Raw genomic sequence first — 24,214 nt, 5'->3', positions numbered from 1 at the left:
ATCCGCAGCCCGCTTCAAGCCGTTGCCACCGTGGCGACGGCGATTCATTTCATCTGAATCCAGGAATCGATCCATCGGCACTGACTCTCCAACATCACCTCGCTGCCCGGACGCAAGCATGAGACTCGAACAGATCGAAACCCCGGCCGCATTGATCGACGTCGCGCGGATGCAGAAAAACATCGCACGGATGCAGGGGCAGATGAATACGCTCGGCGTCGCGTTCCGGCCGCATGTGAAGACCACCAAGTGCATCGACGTCGTGCGGGCGCAGATCGCCGCCGGCGCGCGCGGCATCACGGTGTCGACGCTGAAGGAAGCGGAAGCGTTCTTCGCGGCCGGCATCGACGACATTCTGTACGCGGTCGGCATGGCGCCGTCGAAGCTGCCGCGCGCGCTCGCGCTGCGCCGCCAGGGCTGCGATCTGAAGCTCGTGGTGGACAATCCGACCGCCGCCGCGGCAATTGCCGCGTTCGGCGACCAGCACGGCGAAACGTTCGAGGTCTGGATCGAAGTCGACACGGACGGGCATCGCTCGGGTATCCAGCCCGAACAGCAGGCGCTTCTCGTCGTCGGGCGGATTCTTCACGAGAACGGCGTGAAGGTCGGCGGCGTCATGACTCATGCGGGTTCGAGCTATGAGTTGAACACGCCAGAGGCGCTCGCCGCGCTCGCGGAGCAGGAGCGCGCGGGCTGCGTGCGCGCCGCCGAGCGCTTGCGTGAAGCGGGCATCGCATGCCCGGCGGTCAGCGTCGGCTCGACGCCGACCGCGCTCGCCGCGCGGCATCTCGAAGGCGTCACCGAAGTGCGGGCCGGAGTCTACGTGCTGTTCGACCTGGTCATGCACAACGTGGGGGTCTGCACGTTCGACGAGATCGCGCTCAGCGTACTGACGACCGTGATCGGTCATCAGGAAGACAAAGGCTGGGCGATTCTCGACGCGGGCTGGATGGCGCTTAGCCGCGATCGCGGCACGTCGCGGCAATCGCACGATTTCGGCTATGGGCAGCCGTGTCTGCTCAATGGCACGTTGCTGCCGGGCTATGTGGTGAGCGGCGCCAACCAGGAGCATGGGATTCTCGCGGCGGTCCGCGCCGACGCGCCAGCCGACGCACAGGCCGACGACATTGTCCAACGCTTTCCCATCGGTATGAAACTGCGCATCCTGCCGAACCACGCTTGCGCCACCGGTGCTCAGTTTCCCGAGTATCACGCGGTTGCGCCGGACGGCAGCAGCGTCGAATGGCGGCGGTTTTACGGGTGGTGAGCCGGCGGCTCACTCGTCCTGCTGCTGTGGCGGAATCCCGGATACCATGAAATCCGAGCGGGTAGCGCGGGAGATGTCTGTCCCTCCATCGTTCGGATGTTTTACAGCCGGCATCGCCGGCTTCCGGCCGCCGCTCATGTCGAACGTCAGGCGTCAAAACGGAGGCAACCAATGACACGAGTTCGCGTTGACGGCTTCACCATCTCGCTGGACGGATACGGAGCTGGTCCGAATCAGGACATCGACAATCCGCTCGGCGTTGGCGGGAGGGAACTGCACCAGTGGCTGATCCCAACACGCACGTTCCAGCGGGCCTTGTTCGGCAAGGACGGCGGTACGACCGGGGTCGACGATGATTTCGCCGCCCGTGGCTTTCAGAACGTAGGGGCCTGGATTCTTGGGCGGAACATGTTCGGCCCCATTCGTGGGGAGTGGCAGGACACGAACTGGAAGGGCTGGTGGGGAGAGAGCCCGCCGTATCACGTTCCAGTCTTCATCTTGACCCATCATGCCCGTCCTCTCATCGAGATGAAAGGCGGCACGACTTTCCACTTCATAACAGGAGGCATTCGCGAGGCGCTCGACCGTGCACGCGAGGCCGCTGCCGGAATGGACGTGCGAATCGGCGGCGGGCCGGCCACAATCCGGCTGTATCTTCGCGAGGGCCTCGTTGATGAACTGCACATTGCTATCGCGCCGGTCCTGCTCGGCCGGGGAGAATCGCTGTTCGCAGGGGTCGACTTGCGGGCTCTGGGTTACGAATGCGTTGAATTCGTAGCGTCGGAGAAGGCCACGCATGTCGTCCTGCGGCGCCAAGGGCACGCGGACGCCTAGTCACAAGACCTGGATTCCCGAGGTGTCCGTTGCAGGAATCGTGTCGCCCTACGCGCGGCCTTCTCTTGCCCTACTCTCCCGCCGGCCACGGCAACCCTCTTGCCGACCAATCCAGCTCGACCCCGATCACACAGCGTCCGCTCGCCAACTGCAGCGCCAGCGTCACCGCGATGCAGGGGCGCCCGCTCGCGAGCGAAAGATAAGGGTTACTGGTGATCGCCTTGCCGGGCTGCAGCACCGCATTGCGGAAGTACGGCCGATGGTCCCAGCGCGCATCGCGCGGATTCGCGACCGGCTGCAGTGACGCCGTGTCCTCGCGCCACGCCGGACCGCGCACCTCGTGACCGATCTGCCGGCCTATGTCGTCGAGAATGAAGCAGCTGATGCAGCGCTCGAAGGTGGCAAGCAGCGCGAACGCGTCGTCCATCACGGTGCCGGCGCGCAAGGCCTCGGCTGCGCGCAGTGTTGCGAGCCGGTACGGCTCCACCTCGGATTCGAACAGCGCATGCTGCTGCGCGCGGCCCTGCGCGATCACGTCGAACGCATCGTCGATTTGACGGTGCACCGACTCGGGACGCGCGATCTCGGCAGAGGGCCGGCCGAGCAGATAGCCCTGCGCGAAATCGACGTTCGATTGGACCGCGAGGATCAGCTCCTCGGCCGTCTCGACGCCTTCGACGACCACCAGCATGCCCGCCTGGTGCAGCAGCGACACGAGCTTCGGCAGGATCGGCTGCTCTGTGCCATGGGCAGTCGCCCGAATCAGCTCGCCGTCGAGCTTGACGAGATCCGGACGGATGCGCAGCAGGCGGTCCAGATTCGATTGGCCCGCGCCGAAGTCGTCGACGGCGATCAGGAAACCGTGCTGGCGATATCGCTCAGCCGCGCGCGACATATCGTCGACGCTGCCGCCATGCGATTCCAGAATCTCCAGCACCACGCGCTCGGGTTCGAGCCCGGAGGCGCGCACGATCTTCGTCAACTGGTCGCAATAGCCGTCGCCGATGAAGGTGGCCGGCAGAATGTTCAGGAACAGCCAGGCATCGCCGGGCAGCGCGCGGCGCGCATTGCCGAGATGCACCGCATGGCTCGCGCGATCGAGCGCGCCTTCGTCGCGCGACGGCTTTGGCGCGAACATCTCGACCGGCGGCACCAGCGTGCCGTCGTCGTGCTCACCGCGCAACAGCGCCTCGAAGCCGACCTGCTTGCGATGCGACAGGCTGTAGAGCGGCTGGAAGTGCGAGATCAGATGGAAGTCTTCCCAGCGATAACGCGCCGCGCCCGCACGCGAGTCGCCGCCCTGGGCACGCGGCGCGAACGCATCGAACGGCGGCGCTCGATGCGCGCGCTCGGGCAACGGCGTGAGGCTTTCGCCGCGCTCCTCCTCGGCGACACCCAGGCTCGCGCCCGCATGTCCGTCCGGCCGTTCGATCGCGGCGAGCTGCGCAAGCTGGCTCTCCAGCAGAAAGTGATTGCGCCGCAAACGGTAGAAGCCGAAATGGACCACCGCTGCCGTTGGCGCGCCAATCGCGATGACCCACGTCCACATGACCGCGTCGACCTCGCGCGCATGGGCTTGGCCAAGCAGCAGCGCGACGGCCGCCGCGTAGAACAGCGCGTTCCCGATCAGGAAATGCACGGGCGTGAGCCATAGTGGCGCCGCGCAGATCGGTATCACGACGAGCGCGGGCAACAGCCACGCCAACGGATGCGCGACGCCGATCGCATTCAGCGCGAGCCCGCCGATCAGCACCAGCTCGTACGCGACGCCGATCGCGCCGAACAGCCGCGCCGACTTCGCGAGCGGGATCGCCAGCGCGAGCAGCGCGAGCACGAGCGCGCACGGCAGCCGGTAGCCGAGCGATGCGGCCGGAGTGCCGACCAGTTGGCGCGCCACCACCATGCACAGGAACGTCAGCACAGTGAAGGCCATCGTCACGACGGAAAGCGGCCGCTGATGTTCGAGCGAGCGCTGGTGAAAGCGCTCGCGCATGCTCGGCTCGGACAGGTGCTGCGATTGGATGGCAGACATAAAGGGTCGATCAGGCTGGAATTCCAGTCACTCCGCCAGTGGTTATCGGCAAACGTTTGATAAACATTTATGGCTAACGCAGGGCGACGCAACGATGCGGCATCTGCCTGCTGGAAAAGCGGGCTCTTGTCCCACTATGCGGTCATCACGGCGACCCGATAGACCGCGTGGCGCTCTGCGCTACGCCGCGATCACCCGATCGCGCCCCGCCGCTTTCGCCGCGTATAACGCGCGGTCGGCGCGGGCCATCATCTGCGCGAGCGATTCGCCGGGCCGGTGCTCATCGATGCCAGCGCTGAACGTATAGCGCAGCCCGCGCGGCAGATCGCCCGGCGCGGCGGCCGCGAGGCGCGCGCGCAGCCGCTCGAGCAGCACGACCGCCCCGGCGGCCCTGGTCGCCGGGCACAGCACGCCGAACTCCTCGCCGCCGAGTCGTCCGAACACGTCGCAGGTCCGAAGCTCGCCCGCGACGAACGCCGCGAAGTGCGTGAGCACCTCGTCGCCGGCCGCATGGCCGTACGTATCGTTGACGGCCTTGAACGAATCGATGTCGACGATCGCAATCGCGACCGGCAAGCCCGTGCGCGACGACGCATTCAGCAGCGCGCCGCCGATTTCGAGGAACGCGCGACGCGACAGCGCGCCGGTCAGATCGTCGACGTTCGCGAGCCGCTCGAGGCGCTCGGCGAGGCGGTCATGCGCGAGCATCACGAAACCGATCGACAGGAACGGCGGCGCGAGAATGCCGAGCGCGAGAAACACGGTGTTGGACACCGATACCTGCATCAGGCTCGTCTGCTCGAGCAGGTGAAAGCCGTACATGATGCCGCGCGTCGCGTGGCCGACGCACAGCAGCAGCGCCGCGCTCGCCAGAAAGTAGAAGCTGTAGCGCGGCCGGTTGGCGGGGCATGCGCGCAGCATCAGCAGGCCGAGCGCCGCATAGAGGCTTGCGTGATACGCGGACACCAGCGCGACCCGCGCATTGAAGTTCGGCGTGACGAAGGTCCAGTAGATCATGCCGGCCAGCACGGGCACCAGCCCCACATAGGCGGGCCACGGCCGCGCCACGCGGCCGAGGAAACGCAGGCAGCCTTCGAGCAGGAGCAGCAGCGCGAGCGCGAAAAGCATGTTGGCCGCGATGTGCGTCAGCCAGCGAGACGCATATCCCTGTAATGCAAAGCCAATGAGCGCGACGATTGCGAGCGCGTTGGCGGCGATCCAGTAGCCGACGCCAGGAATCTTCGCGCGCCTCAGCGAGAAGAGCACGGCCATTGCGATCGCATCCGCCAGAACCGTGACCAGCAGAATGGTGAGTGGATTAAGCATTACAAATTGTTTGAATCGAATGGCGCCGCGCGCGAGCGGCGCGCCTGGCGTCAATCTTTCGCCGCGTTGAATCATTGCCTGCCGCGCCTCGCGATTGCCCTCTTCGTCGCTGCGCGTTGAGTTGGCTGACTGACGTCGCCGCTTTATCCGGCGTATTGCATGTGGCGGCCCGGATTGCCTTATCGCGGCAAATGCCGGCAACCGGGAATAACCTTCATCGGTTTCCGTCGCAATTCAATTCGCACCACTAATGCGCAGCGCAAGGCTGCCTGCGATTCGCTACCCGTTGCATACAAAATGAAAAACCCATGGCTGAAAGCATGCCGGAATTGTCCCTCAATTCACCTCTTGCCGCACAAGCTTTTTGTGGCATAAAGCAAAGCAAACGTTTCAACTTCTTCGAAGCAACAGGAATGGCGTAATTGTTTGTCTCCTATCCGCATCACGACGCGCTTGGGATGGCGAATGGAAAGTGGCTAAAACTTATTCTCTTAAGTAAACTTGTGGGTATGCGTGCTGGATACACTAGACAGTCCGGCAAAAATGCCGTAGTCGGCGCGGCGATTGCCGAACCACTCCGATATTCAATGACTGCCACGTTCGTGGTTATGCAACGGGCAGCAGCGCCCCCTTCCGGAAAACATGGTCCCCATTCTCGACTATCTGCTGGAACGCCACATCTCGCCGCAATGGCGCGGCATGCTGAGCGCACTGGCGAGCGAGTTCGAAGCGCAAATCGGACGCACCGAACTGCGTCAGCTCATGCATCGCGTCGGCGGCCGTTTCGCGCTCGCGCATCCGCTGCCCGCCTGCGCGTCGACGGACGAGCTCGAGCAGGTATTGAATGCTTGCTGGCGTCAGATGGACTGGGGTTACGTCACGCTCGCCGACGAGACCGAGTCGCTACGCATCACTCACTATTGCGCGCCGCTGCCGGCGTTCGGCGAATCGGCGCTCGCCTGGACACCGGCGTTTCTCGAAGGCGTTTATCAGACGTGGTTGAGCGCATTGGGCGCGCAGGGTTTGTCGGTCGTGCAGACGAGTGCGTTCGCCGAGGACAGCTCGCTCGAATTCCGTCTCGGCCGACATCCCGCCTGAGCGGCGCTGCTGGTGCCGCCACGCGGAACCGGAGAAGGTAGTTCAAGCGAATAGCGCCCCGAGGAGTCGGTTCGGGGCAATGCACGGGTTGAAACAGACGACGGCATCATGAGTTCATCGAGCGACATCGAAAAGCTGTTCAAGCAATTTGGCGGCGACGCCAACGACTACCAGGAGATCGGCCGCGAAAACGACGCGGGCACCGCGCGAACGCGTTGGCCGCTGCTCGTGACGCTCGATCTGACCCAACCGGCCATTCCGGCAATCGGCCAGCTTCGCGAGGCGAAGCCGCTGCCGCCGGTGAGCGTGGCGCCGCGAGCCGCCCTCGATGAGGACACGACACCAAAGGACGTGGCGTCGGTAATGCGCGCGAAGGCGCCGTTGTTCACGCGCCCATACCGGCGCGACATTCCGCCGGTGCCAGCGCCGGTGACTGCCGCCCAGCCGGCGAAGCCGAGCGGCGCGGCGCGTTTCGCCACGGGCCAGGAGCCTGACGCGGCGGCGGTCGTGACATCTACAGCCCCGGCTCGCCCGGGCCATCCGGTTGCGCCGGCTGCTGCCGCGTCGGCACCGGTCCCGCCTGCCGTGCCGCCCGTGAGCCCTTCTTCCGCCTTTCCTTTGCGCGCCGCACCCGCGCAACCGGCCGAGGCGCCGTCGATCCTCGGCAAGATGTTTGCGGCGCAGACCGCCTCCGCGTTGCCGCAAACTGCCGCGCCCGCCCGGGCATCCGCGTCGCTCCAGTCGGTCTTCGACCGTCTGCGCGGTACGCCGGCCAAAGGCGAGGCACCCGCCGGCGCCGCGCGCGGCGGCGTCGCCTCGTGGCTCACCAACGGTCCGCGTCGCTCATGAAAGTCGTCGCCGTGGTGTCCGCCAAAGGCGGGGTCGGCAAGACCACCCTGGCCGCCAATCTCGCCTCCGTGCTCGCCAGCAGCGGCCGGCGCGTGATCGCGCTCGATCTCGATCCGCAGAACGCGCTGCGTCTGCACTTCGGCGTGCCGCTCGACAGCATCGACGGCCTCTCGCGCGCGACGCTCTGCGGCGATCCGTGGCAAACGGTGATGTACGACGGCATCGACGGCGTGACCGTGCTGCCGTACGGCGCCCTGCTCGAGGACGACCGCCGCCGCTTCGAGGCGCATCTCGACCAGCATCCGCAGTGGCTCGCGCAGTCGCTGCAGGACCTGCGGCTCGACCCGTCCGACATCGTGATCGTCGATACGCCGCCCGGCTCGTCGATCTACGTGCGCACCGCGCTCTGTGCGGCCACCTTCGCGCTGAACGTCGTGCTCGCCGACGCCGCGTCGTACGCGGCGATCCCGCTGATGGAGCGGCTCATCGAAACCTATGCGGCGCCGCGTGCAGACTTCGGCGGCATCGGCTACGTGATCAACCAGATCGACCAGTCGCGCCAGTTGACGAAAGACGTCCTGAAGGTGCTGCGCCAGATGCTCGCCGGCAAGATGTTCCCCGGCGTGATCCATCTCGACGAAGGGGTCAGCGAAGCGCTCGCCTGCGACACCACGCTGATCCATTACGATCCGCTGAGCCAGGCCGCCGCCGATTTCCGCGCATGCGGCGAATGGCTCACCGCGGCGCTCGACGCGATCACCGCCCAGCCAAGGAGCGTCGCATGAGCTCCCCAGCCTCGTCGCGCGAACCCGAGGGCGGCGAGCCGTCGCGTTTCGAGCGCTTCATCGAAGCGGGCTTCTGGAACAGCCGCATCGTCACCGGGCTCGTCACGCTGGCGGCGCTGTACATGCTGTACTTCGTGTTCACGGTGCCGCTCGAGTTCTATCAGCAGCTGACCTTCGCGACCTTCTGCTTCGTGCTTGCGCTGCTGTTTCGCCGTCTGCCCGGCCGCTACGCGACGATGGTGATGATCATGCTGTCGATCGTCGCGTCGGGCCGCTACATGTACTGGCGTCTGACCGAAACGACGTACTGGGAACATCCGCTCGACGCCGGCTGGGGTCTCCTGCTTGTGTCCGCCGAGCTCTACTCGACGGTCGTGCTGATGCTCGGCTACTTCCAGACCGCATGGCCGCTCAAGCGCAAGCCGCTGCCGCTGCCCGCCAATCGCGACGCGTGGCCGAGCGTCGACGTGTTCATCCCGACCTACAACGAGCCGCTCAGCGTCGTGAAGCCGACCATCTACGCGGCGCTCGCGCTCGACTACCCGGCCGACAAGATGTCGATCCACGTGCTCGACGACGGCCGGCGCCCCGAGTTCAAGGCGTTCTGCGAGGAAGTCGGCGTGAACTGGACGATCCGCACGAACAATCGCCACGCGAAGGCCGGCAACATCAACGAGGCCATGAAGGTCACGAGCGGCGAGTACCTCGCGATCTTCGACTGCGATCACATCCCGACCCGCTCGTTCCTGCAGATCGGCCTCGGCTGGTTCCTGCGCGACAAGCAACTGTCGATGCTGCAGACACCGCACCACTTTTTCTCCGCCGACCCGTTCGAGCGCAACCTCGGTACCTTCCGCAAGGTGCCGAACGAAGGTGAGCTGTTCTACGGCCTCGTGCAGGACGGCAACGATCTGTGGAACGCGACGTTCTTCTGCGGCTCGTGCGCGCTCTTGCGCCGGAGCATGGTCGACGAGATCGGCGGCATCGCCGTCGAGACCGTCACCGAGGACGCGCACACCGCGCTGAAACTGCACCGCCTCGGCTACACCACCGCGTATCTGGCGATTCCGCAGGCCGCCGGCCTCGCGACCGAAAGCCTGTCGGGCCACATCGGTCAGCGCATCCGCTGGGCGCGCGGCATGACGCAGATCTTCCGCATCGACAATCCGCTGACCGGCAAGGGCCTGAAGATAGGCCAGCGGCTTTGTTACCTGAACGCGATGATGCACTTCTTCTACGGGGTGCCTCGTCTCGTATTCCTGACCGCGCCGCTGTCGTATCTGTTCTTCGGCGCGCACGTGATCGAAGCGGCCGCCAGCACGATCGCGATCTACGCGCTGCCGCACATGATGCACGCGAGCATCACCAACTCGCGCATGCAGCGCCTGTTCCGCCATTCGTTCTGGGCCGAGGTGTACGAGTCGGTGCTCGCGTCGTACATCACCGCGCCGACGCTGCTCGCGCTGATCAACCCGAAACTCGGCAAGTTCAACGTGACGGCCAAGGGCGGCGTGATCGAGAAGAGCTACTTCGACTGGTCGATCTCGCGGCCGTATCTGTTCCTGCTGCTGCTGAACCTGCTCGGCTTTCTCGCGGGTCTCGTGCATATCTACATGAACTGGCACGTGCGCAGCATCGTCGAAACGACGCTGCTCAATCTCGCGTGGACCGGCTACAACATGCTGATTCTCGGCGCGAGCGTGGCCGCCGCGAGCGAGCGCCGTCAGATCCGCGCGGTGCCGCGCGTCGCGATGAAGATGCCCGTGATGCTGAAGTTCTCGACCGGCCGCACGCTCGCGTGCGAAACGATCGACTACTCGGAAGGCGGCGTCGGCGTGGCGCTGCCCGGCAGCATCGAAGTGCCGATGCAGGAGCGCGTAAGCGTGTCACTGTTCCGCGGCGACGAGGAATACGCGTTCCCCGCCACCGTCAGCTTTACCGAGCCTGGACGCGTGGGGCTGCGCTTTGCGTCGATGTCGCGCGAACAGGAGTACGAATTCGTGAAGACCACCTTCGCCCGCGCGGATGCGTGGACCGGCTGGGCCGAGGGTCGCGAGACGGACACCCCGCTGCGCGGTCTGTCGCACGTGTTGCAGGTCGGCGCGCGCGGCATCGCGGGTCTGTTCGAGCATCTGTACGACGACTTGCGCAGTTCGATCAAAAGCCGTCCGGCGGACCTCAAGAAGCTGAAAACCAAAGACTGATCTATGGGCAACAGGATGGCGAAGGACAATCTCGAACGCCCGGCTCACGGGCGCAATGGCACTGGATCACCCTCGCGCTATGTTGCCCGCCAGGGCTCCCTGCGCTCGCGGCGAGTCATGCGGGGCGTCGCCTGCTGGCTCGCGTTGCAGACTGCGCTGGCGTCGGTCTCGCCGCTGGCTGAGGCGGCCACCCCGGCAGCCAAGCCCGCTCCGGACGCGGCGGCAACCGCCGGCGCGCCACAGCCCGCGCAGGTCGCGACCGGCGTCGGCAACGTGCCCGCGCCGGGCCCCGCCGTGCCGTTCGATCCGAACGCGATCGCCCAGGGCGCGCTCGCCACGCCGACGCCCGCGCTCGCGGCTGCGTCGGTGAAGGCACTCGGGGCGCGCACGCCGACCACCGCCGAGCCGGGCCTGCTGGTGCCGGGCGGGCGCCGGCAGACGCTGACGTTCGCCGACTTCGGCGCGCTCGATCCACTGCAATTGCGCGGCGTCGACGCCCAGAACGGCATCGCGTTCTCGGTGCGCGGCGACGAGGTCGTGACCGGCGCGACGCTGCATCTGATCTACAGCTACTCGCCCGCGCTGCTCGCGAACCTGTCGCAGCTGAAGGTGCTGATCAACGGCGAAGTCGCGGCGACGCTGCCGCTGCCGCACGAGCAGGCCGGCATGCTGGTCGCGCGCGAAATCTCGATCGATCCGCGTTTCATCACCGACTTCAACCATCTGAACCTGCAACTGATCGGCCATTACACGACAGCCTGCGAAGACCCCGCGAACTCGTCGCTGTGGGCGACGGTCAGCAACGCGAGCTCGCTCGACCTGACCTACTCCGCGCTCGCGACGAAGCCGGAACTGGCCGCGCTGCCGCAGCCATTCTTCGACCGCCGCGACGTGCGCCGTCTCGAACTGCCGTTCGTGTTCGCGCAGAAGCCTGGCAACGCCACGCTGGAAGCGGCCGGCATCGTCGCGTCGTGGTTCGGCTCGCTCGCCGGCTATCGCGGCGCGGTGTTTCCCGCGCAGCTCGACAACGCGCCGCTGGCGGGCAACGCGGTCGTGTTCGCGACGAGCGACCAGCATCCGGCCGGCGTGACGATTCCCGAGATCACCGGTCCGACCATCGCGGTGGTCGAGCGCGACGCGAGCGCGCGCGGCAAGCTGCTGCTCGTGCTCGGCCGCGACGAAGCGGAGCTGAAGACTGCCGCGAAGTCGCTCGGTATCGGCCACAGCACGCTGTCCGGCACGAGCGCGACGATTACCTCGCTCAACGAGATCACGCCGCGCGTGCCATACGACGCGCCGAACTGGCTGCCGACCGACCGCCCCGTGCGCTTCGGCGAACTCGCCGATCCGAAGGACCTGACCGTGTTCGGTTACGACGCCGACGCGGTGCGCATCAACATGCGCGTGCCGCCCGATCTGTTCATGTGGCACACGCGCGGCGCGCCGATCGATCTGCGCTACCGGTACACGGTGCGGCCGGCGCGTGACCGCTCGTCGCTGAACATCAGCGTGAACAACGGCTTCGTGCAGGCGCTGCCGATTCCGGCGCGCGCCGCCTCGATCTTCGAGTTGAGCCGCTACTTCAACCTCGTGATGTCCGACGGCACCGCCGAGGCGCGCCGCAACATCCGCATCCCGCCGCTGCTGATGACGCCGCGCACGCAACTGCGCCTGCACTTCTACTACGACATCACGAACACCGGCGAATGCGCGGGCCGCATGCTGCAAAACGTGGTCGGCGCGATCGACCCGAACTCGAGCATCGACCTGTCGTCGTTTCCACACTACATGGCGCTGCCCGATCTGGCCGCGTTCGCCAATAGCGGCTTCCCGTTCACGCGGATGGCCGACCTCTCCGAAACAGCCGTCGTGCTGCCGGACGACGCCGACGCGAGCGACTACAGCCTGTATCTGCTGACGATGGGCCGCATGGGCGAATCGACCGGCTTTCCGGTCACCGGCGTGAGCGTCACGCATGCGGCCGACATCGATCGCTTCGCGGACAAGGACCTGCTGGTGTTCGGCGCGCCGGGCAAGCAGCCGCTACTGCAGCGCTGGTCGAAGTCGATGCCGTTCGCGAGCGACGGCGCCGCGCACACGTTCGAGCTGACCGACCTCGTGTTCAAGCTGCGGGACTGGTGGCACGGCGAGCGCGGTGTCGAGCGTGCGCCCGCGCGCGCCGATCTGACGATGGTCAGCTCGAACGGCGCGGCGCTTCTGACCGGCTTCGAGTCACCGCTGCAGCGAGGCCGCAGCGCGGTCGCGCTGATCAGCGCGGCCGGCCAGTCGGACGCCGATCTGTCCGCCGCGCTGCTCGACGCCGACGTGCTGCCGAAGATTCAAGGCGCGATGGCCGTGATTCACGGCCGTGACGTCACCATCACGTCGAACGGCACCGCATACTACGTCGGCCGTTTGTCGCCGCAGGAGTATCTGCGCTGGGCGCTGTCGTCGCACCCGCTGCTGCTGCTGTTCGGCGGCGTGCTCGCCGCGCTGATCCTCGCGGGCCTGTGCTACCGGACGCTGCGCGCGATCGCCTCGCGCCGACTGAAGGACTGATGGAACGGATATGACTCGTATGCGGTTTCGGATCGACAGAAGAACCTCTCTTGCGCTGGCGTTCGGCATCGGCATGGCAGCGTCGGCAAATCTTGCGGGTTTGAGCGGCACCGCCCAGGCCGCGCAGAACGGCGCCGCATGCGGCGACTGGAGCGCATGGCGCAGCTTCGTCGCGCGCTTCGTGCAGGCCGACGGCCGCGTGATCGATTACTCGACGCCGACCCAGCAGACCACCTCGGAAGGCCAGTCCTACGCGCTCTTTTTCGCGCTGGTCGCCAACGACCGCGCCACCTTCGACAAACTGCTCGGCTGGACCCGCGCGAATCTCGCGGGCAATCAGTTCGACGCGCAGAACGTGCGGCTGCCTGCATGGCAATGGGGCAGGAAGCCGGACGGCTCGTACGGCGTGCTCGATGCCAATTCGGCGTCGGATTCCGATTTGTGGATCGCCTACGATCTGTTGCAAGCTGGCCGCCTGTGGCACGACTCCGGCTACACGCAGCTGGGCGTTGCGCTCGCCGAGCGCATCGCGCGCGACGAAATCGTGAATCTTCCCGGCTTCGGCCCGATGCTGTTGCCGGGACCGCAGGGTTTCAGGACCGGCAACGTGACGCGCCTGAATCCAAGCTACCTGCCGCTGCCGGTGCTGCGCGCGCTCTCGCACGAGGTGCCGGACGGCCCGTGGGCCAAGCTCGCCGACAACGCCTATCAGTTCGTCAAGACCGTCTCGCCGCAAGGCTTCGCGCCCGACTGGGCCGCGTGGAAGAGCGGCCAGTTCGTCGTCGATCCGAAGAACGGCGACGTCGGCAGCTACGACGCGATCCGCGTCTATCTGTGGGCCGGCCTCGCGTCGCCCGCCGATCCGCTCGCCAAGCCATGGCTCGCCACACTTGGCGGCATGCGCGCGAAGGTCGCGCAAAACGGCTTCCCGCCGGAGAAGGTCTCGTCCACCACCGGCGCGTCGAGCGGCGAAGGCCCGCTCAGCTACTGGGGCGCGCTCGCGCCGTACTTCAAGGCGCTTGGCGACGAGCACGGCCTCGGCCTCGCGCGCACGCGGCTTGCGGCGCTCGACGCGAACGTGCCGGGCCGTGAACCGGTGTACTACGATGGTGTGCTGGGTCTGTTCGGCATGGGGTTTATCGAGGGCCGCTATCACTTCGATGAAGCCGGCCGCCTCGTGCCCGCCTGGAGGACCGCATGCGATTGAGCGCTCTCGTCGTGTCGCTGCGCATCGCGCTGTCGCTCGGCGCGGTGGTTTGCATGGCCGCGGCCGCGCCCGATGCGCTCGCGCAGGCGGTCAAAGATCCGCTGACCGCGCTGATCGATCAGGGCAAGTACTGGCAGTCGCATCAGCGCGGCGACCTCGCCGAGCAGGCGTGGCTGAAGGTGCTCAGCGTCGACCCGAAGCAGCCCGACGCCCTCTTCGGCATGGGCATGGTGCTTGCCGACCGCAAGGACGGCGCCGGCGCGCAGCAGTACCTCGCACGCCTGAAGGCGGCCGCGCCGAACTATCCGAATCTCGACGAGCTCGGCCGCCGCCTTGGCGAGACGAGCCCGCGCGATCAGACGATTACCGACGCGCGCCGCCTCGCGCAAGCCGGGCAGAGCGCGAGCGCGGTGCAGGAGTATCAGCGCGCGCTGGCCGGCAAGCCGGCCACGCCCGAGTTGCAGCTGGAGTACTACCAGGCGCTGTCGGCGACGCCGCAGGGCTGGGACGAGGCGCGCCGCGGCCTCGAACAGCTCGCGCACGACAACCCGAACGACCCGCGTTACGCGCTCGCCTACGCGCAGCACCTGACCTATCGCGACGTGACGCGGCGCGACGGTATTGCACGGCTGCAAAAGCTCGCGGGCGACACCTCGGTCGGCGCGGCGGCGAAGAAGAGCTGGCGCCAGGCGCTGCTGTGGCTCGACGCGCGACCGTCCGACGCCGCGCTGTACGAGTCGTATCTGCAAACCGCCGGTGACGACGCCGCCGTGAAGGCGCGCTTCGAATCGATGGTGCAGCAGGACAGCGCGGCGCGCGCCCGCGCGCAGCAAAACGCCGCCGCCGACGCGCGCGGCCGCGTGATCGCCGACGGCTTCGCCGCGCTCGACCGCGATGACCTCGTGACCGCGCGCGCGAAATTCTCGTCGGTGCTCGCGAGCAATCCTGACGATACCGACGCGCTCGGCGGCATGGGCATCGCCGCGCTGAAGCAGGAGCATTTCGCCGACGCGCGCAACTACCTCGAGCGCGCCTCGCGCGGCCCCAATCCGGCGCGCTGGAGAACCGCCCTCGACAGCGCGACCTACTGGACCTACACGAGCGAGGCGATCGGCGCGCGCAGCAACGGCGAGTTCGCGAAGGCGAAGGCGCTGTTCGAGCGGGCGATCGCACTGAATCCGTCGGACGTGACCGCGCAGGTGCTGCTCGGTGAAATGCTGCTGGCCAACGGCGACCCGGCCGGCGCCGAGCAGGCGTACCGGATGGCGCTGCGCCGCCAGGCCGACAACCCCGACGCGATTCGCGGCCTGGTCGGCGCGCTTGCCGCCCAAGGTCGCGCCGATGAGGCGCTGCAGTTCGCCAATCAGTTGAACGCCGAGCAACAGGCCAAGGTCGGCGGGATCGACCGTTTGCGCGGCGAGGCGCAGGCGGCGCAGGCGCGCGCGGCCGAAGCGCGCGGCGATCTCGGCAGCGCGCGCAGCCTGTTCGAGGACGCGCTGCTCAACAAGCCCGACGACCCGTGGCTGCGTCTCGACCTCGCGCGCATCTACGTGCGCCAGGGCGCGGTCGCGAACGCGCGCAGCATGATGGACGGCCTGCTCGCCACGCACCCGGACATGCCCGATGCGCTGTACGCGAGCGCGCTGCTATCGGCGGAAACGCAGGACTGGTCGACCGGTCTCGCGCAACTCGACCGCATTGCGCCGGCGCAGCGCACCGCCGCGATGACGACGTTGCAGCATCGGCTGTGGGTGCATCAGCAGGCCGACCTCGCAACGCGCATGGCGAAAAGCGGCCAGACGCAGCAGGCCCTCGCGACCCTGCGCGCCGCCGAGCCGGTGGCCGGCAACAGCCCCGAGCTGATCGGCGTGATCGCCGCCGCGTACCAGCAGGCGGGCGACCCGGCCCGCGCGCTCGGCCTCGTGCGCAGCGCGATGAGCGCGGCGCCCGGCAACACCGACCTGTTGCTGCAATACGCGGGCATTCTCTCGGCGGCCGGCCAGCAGGCCGAGCTTGGCAACGTGATGCGGCAGTTACAGGGCATGCAGCTGACACCCCAGCAGCGCACCGACTTCGACAACCTGAACATCGGCATCGTCGTGCGCCAGGCCGATGCGGTGCGCCAGCGCGGCGACCTCGCGAGCGCCTACGAGGTGATCGCGCCATGGCTCGCCGCGATGCCCGACAACCCCGACCTGCAGGCCGCGCTCGGCCGCATGTATGCGAGCGCCGGCGACGACCGCAACGCGCTCACGAGCTTCCGCGTCGCGCTGCAACGCCGCCCCGACGACTTGAACCTGTTGCAGGCCGCGATCTCGGCCGCCGCTGGCTCGAAGCAGTTCAGCTACGCCGAAACGCTCGCGAACCAGGCGCTCGCGCTCGCGCCCAACGATCCGGGCGTGCTCGCGACCGTGGGCCGCATGTACCGCGCCCAAGGCAAGCTGTCGCTCGCGGCGACCTATCTGCAACGCTCGCTCGTCGCGGCCAATACGCCGCTGGCGGCGAACGCGCCCCGCAGCGCGGGCCCCAACGTGCCGCGCGGCTGGGAATCGGCGATGAGCCAGATCGGGGCGACGCCGCTGCCGGGCATCAATCCATTCGAAGGCAAAACGGCGATCGCCACGTCGAGCGACGCCGGCAACGCCGCGCGTCCCGCCCTTCCGTTCCTGAACACGCAGTCTTCCTCGCCGACGCAGACCGTGCCGAATTATCCGCCGCCCCCTCAGCCCGCGCCGTATGTCGCGCCGTACGTCGCGCCTTATACGGCGCCCGCCACTGCGCCTCATAGCGCGCCCGCCGCGCAGCCCGCGCCCTATACGGCGCCCACGCAGGCCTATCCGAACGCCGCGCCGCGCTCCGACGCCAACTTTGGTGGCTACGGGCAGGAATCCTACGGATCGAGCCAGTCGGGCGCGCCGTTGCAGCCCTATCCGGGGCAAGGCCAGGCGCCGATGCAGCCGATGCAGCCGATGCCGCAGCAGCAGTACAACGCGGGCTACGCGCAGCCGCAACCCTATGCGCAGCAGCAAGCGTATCCGCAGCAGCCTTATGCACAGCAGCCGTACGGCGCGCAGGACGGCTATGCGACGACGCCGTGGCCGATGTCGCCGGCCGCGCGCGAGGCGCAGGCCAACGCAGCGTCGGCGCCGCCGCTGCCGTACGGCTCCCAACGCACGACCACGAAGAAGAGCGCGAAGAAAAGCACCGGGAAAACGGGCCAGGCCGCGCCGGTCCACGCGCAACAGCCGCCGCCGTATCCGCAACAGCAGGGTTACGCGCCGCCGTATCAACCGTATCAGCCGTATCAGCCGTATCAGCCGTATCAGCCGTATCAGCCGTATCAGCCGTATCAGCCGTATCAGCCGTACCCGCCGCAGCAGCAGCCTTACCAGCCATACCCGAATCAGGGCTACTACGCGCAGCAGCCGTACATCCCGCAGCCGCCGGCCGGCTACGCGCAGCCGTACTACCCGACCGGCACCAACGCGCCGAACAACCCGCAGCCGAACGCCGCGAACGCGCAGACGCTTGGCGTCGCCGAAGAGCTTGCGCAGATCAATCGCGAGCAGTCGAGCACCGTGTCGGGTGGCATCATCTTCCGCAATCGCGCGGGCGAGGACGGCCTCTCGGCGCTCACCGACATCGAGGCGCCGATCGAGGGGCGCATCAAGGCGGGCAACGGTCACGTGGTGGTCACCGCGACGCCGGTCACGCTCGACGCGGGCACCGCGTCGAACAGCACGTCGACGCTCGCGCGCTTCGGGGCCGGACTTTCGACCCCGTCGTCGAAATCGGCCGCGCAGAACGGCAACAACGACTACGGCAGCCAGACCGCGAGCGGCGTGGGCTTGTCGGTCGGCTACGACAGCCGCAGCATCAGCGGCGACATCGGCGTGACGCCGCTCGGCTTCCGCGAGACGAACCTCGTCGGCGGCGCGCAATACAACGGCGGCATCACCGACAAGGTCTCGTACTCGCTAGCGGTCGCGCGGCGCGCGGTGACGGACAGCCTGCTGTCGTACGCGGGTGCGCGCGATGCGGCCGCCGGCCTCGAATGGGGCGGCGTCACCTCGAACGGCGCGCGCGCCAGCCTCACGTGGGACGACGGCACGAGCGGCCTGTACGTGAACGCGTCATATCAGCACTACATGGGCACCAACGTGCCGAGCAACAACGCGATCAAGGGCGGCGGCGGCGTCTATACGCGTCTGCTGAAAGATGCCGACCAGACGCTGACGCTCGGCGTGAACACGACAATCATGGGCTACAACCGCAATCTGTCGTTTTTCACGTACGGCCAGGGCGGGTACTTCAGTCCGCAGCAGTACGTGATCCTCAATCTGCCGGTGGAATGGTCGGGCCGCTACGAGCAGTTCACCTATGACGTGAAAGGCTCGATCGGCGTGCAGCATTACCGCGAGGACGCCTCGAACTACTTCCCGCTGAACGACGGCTCGTCCCGCCAGGGCGACGCGGCGGCCGCCGCGCAATCCCTCGGCAACGGCCTGACCGCTGTCTACCCAAGCCAGAGCAAGACCGGCGTGTCGTATTCGATCAGCGGGGTCGGCGAATACCAGCTCGCGCCGCAACTCGCGGTCGGGGCGACCGCATCGCTTGGTAACGCTTACCAATATCGCGAGTGGCTCGCGGCCGTGTACGTGCGCTACAGCTTCAACAAGCAGACCGGCTTGCAGCCGTTCCCGCCGGTGCCGCTGACCTCGCAGTATCTGTCGTTGTCCAACTGATGGACCGAGGCCTGAAATAGCCGCCTGGAATGGCTTATATTGTCGTTAAGGATCGGTGCCCGCAACGGCGCGGCTCGACCTCCATGAGCCGCGCGGGTGCGGGTATGATGCCGGTCGCGTCGTCCAGCACGACCGCTTCCGATGCCGGATCATTTGCCACGAGAACCATCATGCCTGCCCAACACGACGAAGCCCCCGGCGCTCACGACACGGCCCACAAGGCGAAGCGCAAGACGCTGTCCCTCTCCGTGCGCAATCTCCTGATGGTCGCCGTTGGCGTCGTGACGTTCGCGATTGTGTCGGGCGTCGTGCTGTACAACGCCTACATGTACGGCGACGAGATCCCCAACTTCGGCATCATCCTGATGCTGACGGTGCCGGTGATCGCGGGCGTTGCATTTCGCGTCGGACTCGACGCGTGGCTCGATCGGAAGTGAGCGGTAAGAACACCGTGCCCTGATACGGTTATGCGCTTATGCCGCCTTGACCGGCAATACGATCCACGCTTCGAGACCGCCGCCGTCGCGCGCATGAAACTGCAGGCCGCCGCCGTGCTGTCGCGCGATCCGCTCGACGATCGACAGCCCCAAGCCCGTTCCGCCGCTGTGCGCACGCGCATTGCGGCCGCGCTGGAATGGCGCTTTCAGCTTTTCCAGTTCCTCTGCCGTCAATCCTTTCCCGCGATCGCACACCGCGACCGTCACCGTGTCTCGCGTCGCCCACGTGCGCACCGCAAGCCCGGTGCCGCCGTAGACGATCGCGTTCTGCATCAGGTTCATCAACATCCGCATCATGCTGATCGGCCGATAGCGGATGGCCGGCAAGCTGCCCAGCGACAGTTCGAACTCGTGCCCGAGCCCCGCGAAATCGCCCGCGAGCCGTTCGATCAGCGCGTTCAGATCGCCCGGCTGCGCCTCCTCGCGCTCGCCGCTGCCCGCGTAATCCATGAACTGCTGAAGGATCGTCTCGATCTGATCGAGATACGATTCGGCGGCGATCACGAAACTGCTGTCGGCCCCCTGCGGCATGGCCATCGCCATCGACAGGCGCAGCTTCGTCAGCGGCGTGCGGATGTCGTGCGAGATGCCCGCGAGCATCAGTGCGCGTGTCGACTCGGCTTCCTGTAATGCGCGCGTCATCTGATTGAAAGCGCTGCCCACCGCGGCGATTTCGGCAGGGCCGTCGGTCGGCAGCGGCGCCGGCATGTCGCCGGCGCTCACGCGGCGCGCCGCTTGCGTGAGCTCACGCAACGGCTCGTTCAGATGCAGCTGGATCGCATAGCCGGCGAGCGCCGCGAGCACGCCGAGACCCAGCGACAGAAAGATCGCCGCTTCGAGGCCGCTGCCCTGCGCGTCCTCGGGAACCGGCAGCGCGATCCAGTAGGGCGCGAGGTGCGTCGATACCGCCGGCCCATCTGAGCCGGCAGCCGGCGCATGCATGCGAATCCACAGCCGCTGCGCGCCCTCGGTCTGCCAGCGCGCGGGCATGTCGGCGGGCAGGTGCTTGCGCAGGCTGTCGAGAAACACGTCACGCTGATAGGTGCGATACGCATGCAACAGATCTTGCGGCGGTGCGCCGGACGCTTGCGGCGGCAACTGCTCGCGCGCATCGAGGCGCGCAGTCAGCTCTGCACGCACCGCCGGCGGGGTCGCGGCGAGCAGATCGTCCAGCGTGGTCACGTACGTCGCGAACACGGCCGCCGCGCGCTCGACGCGTGGCCGCTGCACGTAATGCAGCAGCACGACGATCGAACAGACCTGGCTCAGCATCACGAGCGCGATCAACAGCGCGATGTTGCGCGCGAGCAGCGTGCGCGGCAGGAGGAGGCGCGACAGCGTGCGCGTCATGATTCGACATCGGCGACGAGCATATAGCCGACGCCCCACACGGTGCGAATGAACCGCGGCTTCGACGGATCGTCCTCGACGATCTGCCGCAGCCGCAGCACCTGCACGTCGATGCTGCGATCGAGCGCATCGTGGTCGCGGCCCCGCGCACGCGCGAGCAGGTTGTCGCGGCTCACCGCGCGATTCGGCGACGACGCGAGCGCGACCAGCAGCAGCATCTGCGCCGAATGAATCTCGAGCGGCTCGCCCGCGCGCGACAGCTCCTGCTTGCCGACGTCGAGCGTGAAGCCGCCGAAACGTACGCGCTGCGAGGTCACCGTGACGTCGCCCGCGGCCATCTTCTGGCGGCGTAGCAGCGCATTGATCCGCGCCACCAGCTCGCGTGGCAGGAACGGCTTCGCCAGGTAGTCGTCGGCGCCAGTTTCGAGGCCGGCCACGCGATCGAGCGGATCGCCCTTCGCGGTCAGCATCAGGATCGGCAAGGTATGTCCTTGCGCGCGCAGCTTCGCGCAGATTTCGAGGCCATCTTCTTCGCCGATCATCAGATCGAGTATCAGCAGATCGAACGGCTCGCGCTCCAGATAGCGATAGAGACGCTTGCTGTCCTCGGCCGCGCGCATGTCGAAGCCATGACCGCGCAGAAAGCGCAGCAGCATGTTGCGCAACTCGGCTTCGTCGTCGAGCACGATGATCCTGGGGGCGCGTTCCATGCGAAAGCTCCTCGATATCCGCGCCGCTCAGCGCGCCGCGGCGCGTTCCTGCATGAACGCCTCGATCTGCGACAGCGTGATGTAGCCGGCCTTCTGCGTGTCGATCTCGTCGAAATGACGCGCGACCATCGGCATGCCGGCCACGGCCTGCTCGCGGGTGAGCTTGCCGTCGTGCGTGATGTTCGCGTTTGCAAAGCGCGTTTGCAACTGCTGCTCCATGCGCTCCATGCGCTGCTGGCCGACACCTTGCGGCGCGGCGGCCTGAGCGAATGCGACGGTGGACGCACAGCACAGCAGCATGGTGGCGAGCAACTTTTTCATGACTGACTCCTTCGCTTGAATCATCGAGCGTCGCCTGGCTGGGTGCCGCGATCCGTTTCGATGACAGGGCGAATTCTTGGTCAGACGCCGCGCGATCGCAATTCAGAAATCATGTCGGGTGATGTCACGCCGCCGAGCGCGCCGCTGCGGCGTGACATCGAATGAAATGAGTTTGCGCTTTCACTTTGCGCCGTTGCGGCTGATACCGACTACATATAGGCGGCTTGGAGCAGAGCTTACTGTGTTTTCGGGGTGCGCGCGCCCATTCCGCTCAGCCCGTCAGAATCCGTGCCCCAAGCGCCAGCACGAGCGCGGGCACCATGACCAGCACGCCGACCTTCAGGAACTTCATGAAGCCGACGTCTTCACCTTCGCGGCGAATTGCGTTGAGCCACAGGATCGTCGCGAGCGAGCCGGTGATCGACAGGTTCGGCCCGAGGTCGACGCCGATCAGCAGCGCGTCGATCACGCGCTCGGGGCTCTGCGCCTGCATGACGGTCGACCTCGCGATCAGCCCGGCCGGCAGGTTGTTGATCAGATTGCTGAGGAACGCGACGCTCGCGCCGGCCCACCCGGCCGCGGTCATTTCGTTGTGTTCGGTCGCGCGCCGCAACGCGCCCGCGAACGTGCCGATCACGCCGGTGTGATCGAGCATCTCGACCAGCACGAACAGCCCGGCGACGAGTGGAAACACGTTCCACGAGATTTCGCGAATCATCGGCAGCGGCGATTTGCGCTCCTTGAGCAGCACGACGACCGCGGTCAACGTGCTGAGGATCGCGGTCGGCAAGCCGAGCTGGATGTGGCGGGCGGAGACCGTCAGCAACGCGCCGGCCGTTACCGTGATGCCCGCGAGCGCGACGCGCCCGCTCTCCGACAGCTCGACCGCCTCGAGATTCGCCTCGCAGACGCCCGCCAGCGCCTCGCGTTGCGTCCAGCGCAGCATCACGAAGGTCGCGGCGATCGACAGCACCGACGGCAGCGTGAAGCGCAGCATCCACGGTCCGAGCGGCGGCGTGTGATTGCCGTACAGCACGATGTTGGCCGGATTCGAAATCGGCAGCACGAAGCTCGCCGCATTGGCGACGAACGCGCAGACGAACAGCAGCGGCAGCGGCGGCGTTTTCGCTTTCTTCGCCGCCGCGAACACGGCGGGTGTCAGCACCACGGCGGTTGCGTCGTTGGAAAGAAACGCGGTGATCACCACGCCGACCAGATACACGAGCACGAACAGCTTGCGTGGCGAACTGCGCGCATGATTGACCGCGAGCACCGCGACCCAGTCGAACAGCCCCTCACGGCGCCCGACTTCGGATAGCAGCATCATGCCGAACAGGAACAGATAGACGTCGCTGCCCTTGCCGATCGCTTCGATCGCGAGATGCAACGGCAACAGGCCGAGCGCGACGAGCAGCACCGCGCCGGTGACGGCCCACACGGCTTCGGGCCATTTGAACGGCCGCGTGATGACGCCAGCCGTGGCGAGCGCGGCAATGCCCCAGGAAAGAAAAACGGAATTCACAGCTTAGGCCCGGATAATGATAATGTCGGTGGCCGCGCAAAGCGCGCGAGCCGGTTGTGCGCGGCCACAAGTTACCACAGCGGTTACCACAGCGGTTACCACAGCGACCGGCCCGTTACACTCGGCGTGCCTTCACGCGGGTACCGTTCACCGCGCAAGTCTTTCAACACAATTAACGTCAACGCGACAACAATCTGTTCCGAGCCACCCGCCTATTCAGTTTCAGTTGTCATCCCTACCATCCGCATTCACACGCGGCTTCTCGCGAGCAACGGATAGAACACAATGCAAATACATGCTTCCGCTCCCGCGCGCTATCACGGCGCGGCGATCGCCCTGCACTGGCTGATTGCGGCACTGATGATCTGCGGCTTCTATATCGGCTGGATCATGACTGATATCCCCGGCTTCACGCCGACGAAGCTCAGGTACTTCTCGTGGCACAAGTGGATCGGCGTGACCGTATTCGCGCTCGCGCTGCTGCGCGTGCTGTGGCGCGCGACGCACCGCGCGCCCGCGCTCGATGCCGCGACGCCCGCGTGGCAGAAGGCCGCCGCGCATCTGGTGCATGGCCTGCTGTATCTGCTGATGCTCGCGATTCCGCTGTCCGGCTACTTCTATAGCTCGGCGGCAGGCATTCAGGTCGTGTATCTGGGCATCGTGCCGCTGCCGACGTTCATCGGTCCCGATCCGGCGCTGAAGGCCACGCTGCGCACGGTCCATGTGCTGCTCAATTACACGCTGCTCGCGCTCGTGATCATGCACGTCCTCGCGGCGCTCAAGCATCAGTTCGTCGATCGCGACGGATTGCTCGCGCGCATGATGCCGTTTTTGAAGAGCCGTGCATAACGGCATGACGGGATGACGGCATGACGAAAGCCATGACCTCGTCGATTGGCTACAAGTTG

General features: G+C 66.7%; 17 protein-coding genes. 11 read left to right on the top strand and 6 right to left on the bottom strand.

Annotated features, from left to right (window positions below; all coding sequences use genetic code 11):
• Positions 1-118 precede the first annotated feature (118 nt).
• Together LJ655_RS19870 and LJ655_RS19865 are read left to right on the top strand one after the other, a co-directional pair.
• Positions 119-1,267 carry a DSD1 family PLP-dependent enzyme gene (locus tag LJ655_RS19870; protein ID WP_230562929.1) on the top strand — a complete coding sequence of 383 codons (1,149 nt, stop codon included), beginning with the start codon at positions 119-121 and terminating at the stop codon, positions 1,265-1,267.
• 171 nt (positions 1,268-1,438) lie between these two features.
• Positions 1,439-2,101, top strand: a complete 663-nt coding sequence (locus tag LJ655_RS19865; RefSeq protein ID WP_230562928.1) for a dihydrofolate reductase family protein — start codon at positions 1,439-1,441, stop codon at positions 2,099-2,101.
• Between the two features lie 70 nt (positions 2,102-2,171).
• Here LJ655_RS19865 and LJ655_RS19860 read toward each other — a convergent pair whose 3' ends face one another.
• Complete coding sequence (locus LJ655_RS19860) at positions 2,172-4,133, bottom strand: sensor domain-containing phosphodiesterase (protein WP_230562927.1); 1,962 nt, start codon at positions 4,131-4,133, stop codon at positions 2,172-2,174.
• A 180-nt stretch (positions 4,134-4,313) separates the two neighbouring features.
• Entirely contained in the window at positions 4,314-5,459 is a 1,146-nt protein-coding gene (locus LJ655_RS19855) for a GGDEF domain-containing protein (protein WP_230562926.1), read from the bottom strand.
• 642 nt (positions 5,460-6,101) lie between these two features.
• On the opposite strand from LJ655_RS19855, the gene bcsD reads away from it, so the two are divergent.
• The 8 genes from bcsD (at position 6,102) to LJ655_RS19815 (ending at position 19,343) form a co-directional block, all read left to right on the top strand.
• Positions 6,102-6,557 carry a cellulose biosynthesis protein BcsD gene (gene bcsD, locus LJ655_RS19850; protein ID WP_230562925.1) on the top strand — a complete coding sequence of 152 codons (456 nt, stop codon included), beginning with the start codon at positions 6,102-6,104 and terminating at the stop codon, positions 6,555-6,557.
• Positions 6,558-6,665: 108 nt separating this feature from the next.
• Positions 6,666-7,406 carry a cellulose biosynthesis protein BcsP gene (bcsP, locus tag LJ655_RS19845; RefSeq protein WP_230562924.1) on the top strand — a complete coding sequence of 247 codons (741 nt, stop codon included), beginning with the start codon at positions 6,666-6,668 and terminating at the stop codon, positions 7,404-7,406.
• On the top strand, positions 7,403-8,191 hold the full coding sequence (gene bcsQ / locus LJ655_RS19840) for a cellulose biosynthesis protein BcsQ (RefSeq protein ID WP_230562923.1): 789 nt from the start codon (positions 7,403-7,405) through the stop codon (positions 8,189-8,191). Before bcsP ends, bcsQ begins: the two co-directional genes overlap by 4 nt.
• A complete protein-coding gene (gene bcsA / locus LJ655_RS19835; RefSeq protein ID WP_230562922.1) occupies positions 8,188-10,395 on the top strand; it encodes a UDP-forming cellulose synthase catalytic subunit in 2,208 nt (735 codons plus the stop codon). Before bcsQ ends, bcsA begins: the two co-directional genes overlap by 4 nt.
• A 3-nt stretch (positions 10,396-10,398) precedes the next feature.
• Positions 10,399-12,954: a cellulose biosynthesis cyclic di-GMP-binding regulatory protein BcsB gene (bcsB, locus tag LJ655_RS19830; protein WP_230562921.1), complete on the top strand. Its 2,556-nt coding sequence runs from the start codon at positions 10,399-10,401 to the stop codon at positions 12,952-12,954.
• A gap of 19 nt (positions 12,955-12,973) precedes the next feature.
• Positions 12,974-14,161 (top strand): cellulose synthase complex periplasmic endoglucanase BcsZ, encoded by a 1,188-nt coding sequence (gene bcsZ / locus LJ655_RS19825; RefSeq protein WP_230562920.1) that lies wholly within the window; start codon positions 12,974-12,976, stop codon positions 14,159-14,161.
• Positions 14,152-18,906: a cellulose synthase subunit BcsC-related outer membrane protein gene (locus LJ655_RS19820; RefSeq protein WP_230562919.1), complete on the top strand. Its 4,755-nt coding sequence runs from the start codon at positions 14,152-14,154 to the stop codon at positions 18,904-18,906. Before bcsZ ends, LJ655_RS19820 begins: the two co-directional genes overlap by 10 nt.
• 170 nt (positions 18,907-19,076) lie before the next feature.
• Positions 19,077-19,343: a hypothetical protein gene (locus tag LJ655_RS19815; protein WP_230562918.1), complete on the top strand. Its 267-nt coding sequence runs from the start codon at positions 19,077-19,079 to the stop codon at positions 19,341-19,343.
• A gap of 36 nt (positions 19,344-19,379) precedes the next feature.
• On the opposite strand, the gene LJ655_RS19810 is transcribed toward LJ655_RS19815, so the two are convergent.
• The 4 genes from LJ655_RS19810 to LJ655_RS19795 form a co-directional block, all read right to left on the bottom strand.
• Positions 19,380-20,753: an ATP-binding protein gene (locus tag LJ655_RS19810; protein WP_230562917.1), complete on the bottom strand. Its 1,374-nt coding sequence runs from the start codon at positions 20,751-20,753 to the stop codon at positions 19,380-19,382.
• The gene (locus LJ655_RS19805) at positions 20,750-21,463 is read right to left on the bottom strand and encodes a response regulator (protein WP_230562916.1); all 714 of its coding nucleotides are present in this window, start codon (positions 21,461-21,463) and stop codon (positions 20,750-20,752) included. Before LJ655_RS19805 ends, LJ655_RS19810 begins: the two co-directional genes overlap by 4 nt.
• A 27-nt stretch (positions 21,464-21,490) precedes the next feature.
• On the bottom strand, positions 21,491-21,784 hold the full coding sequence (locus tag LJ655_RS19800) for an EF-hand domain-containing protein (protein WP_230562915.1): 294 nt from the start codon (positions 21,782-21,784) through the stop codon (positions 21,491-21,493).
• Between the two features lie 271 nt (positions 21,785-22,055).
• Positions 22,056-23,306 (bottom strand): arsenic transporter, encoded by a 1,251-nt coding sequence (locus tag LJ655_RS19795; RefSeq protein WP_230562914.1) that lies wholly within the window; start codon positions 23,304-23,306, stop codon positions 22,056-22,058.
• A 285-nt stretch (positions 23,307-23,591) separates the two neighbouring features.
• Between LJ655_RS19795 and LJ655_RS19790 the strand changes: the two genes are divergently transcribed.
• A complete protein-coding gene (locus LJ655_RS19790) occupies positions 23,592-24,155 on the top strand; it encodes a cytochrome b (protein WP_230562913.1) in 564 nt (187 codons plus the stop codon).
• Positions 24,156-24,214 lie beyond the last annotated feature (59 nt).

This window comes from Paraburkholderia translucens (assembly GCF_020881035.1).
In the GTDB taxonomy this organism is placed as follows: domain Bacteria; phylum Pseudomonadota; class Gammaproteobacteria; order Burkholderiales; family Burkholderiaceae; genus Paraburkholderia; species Paraburkholderia translucens.
Note: the sequence above shows the minus strand (reverse complement) of the source record. Positions and strands in the feature narration are given on the sequence as shown.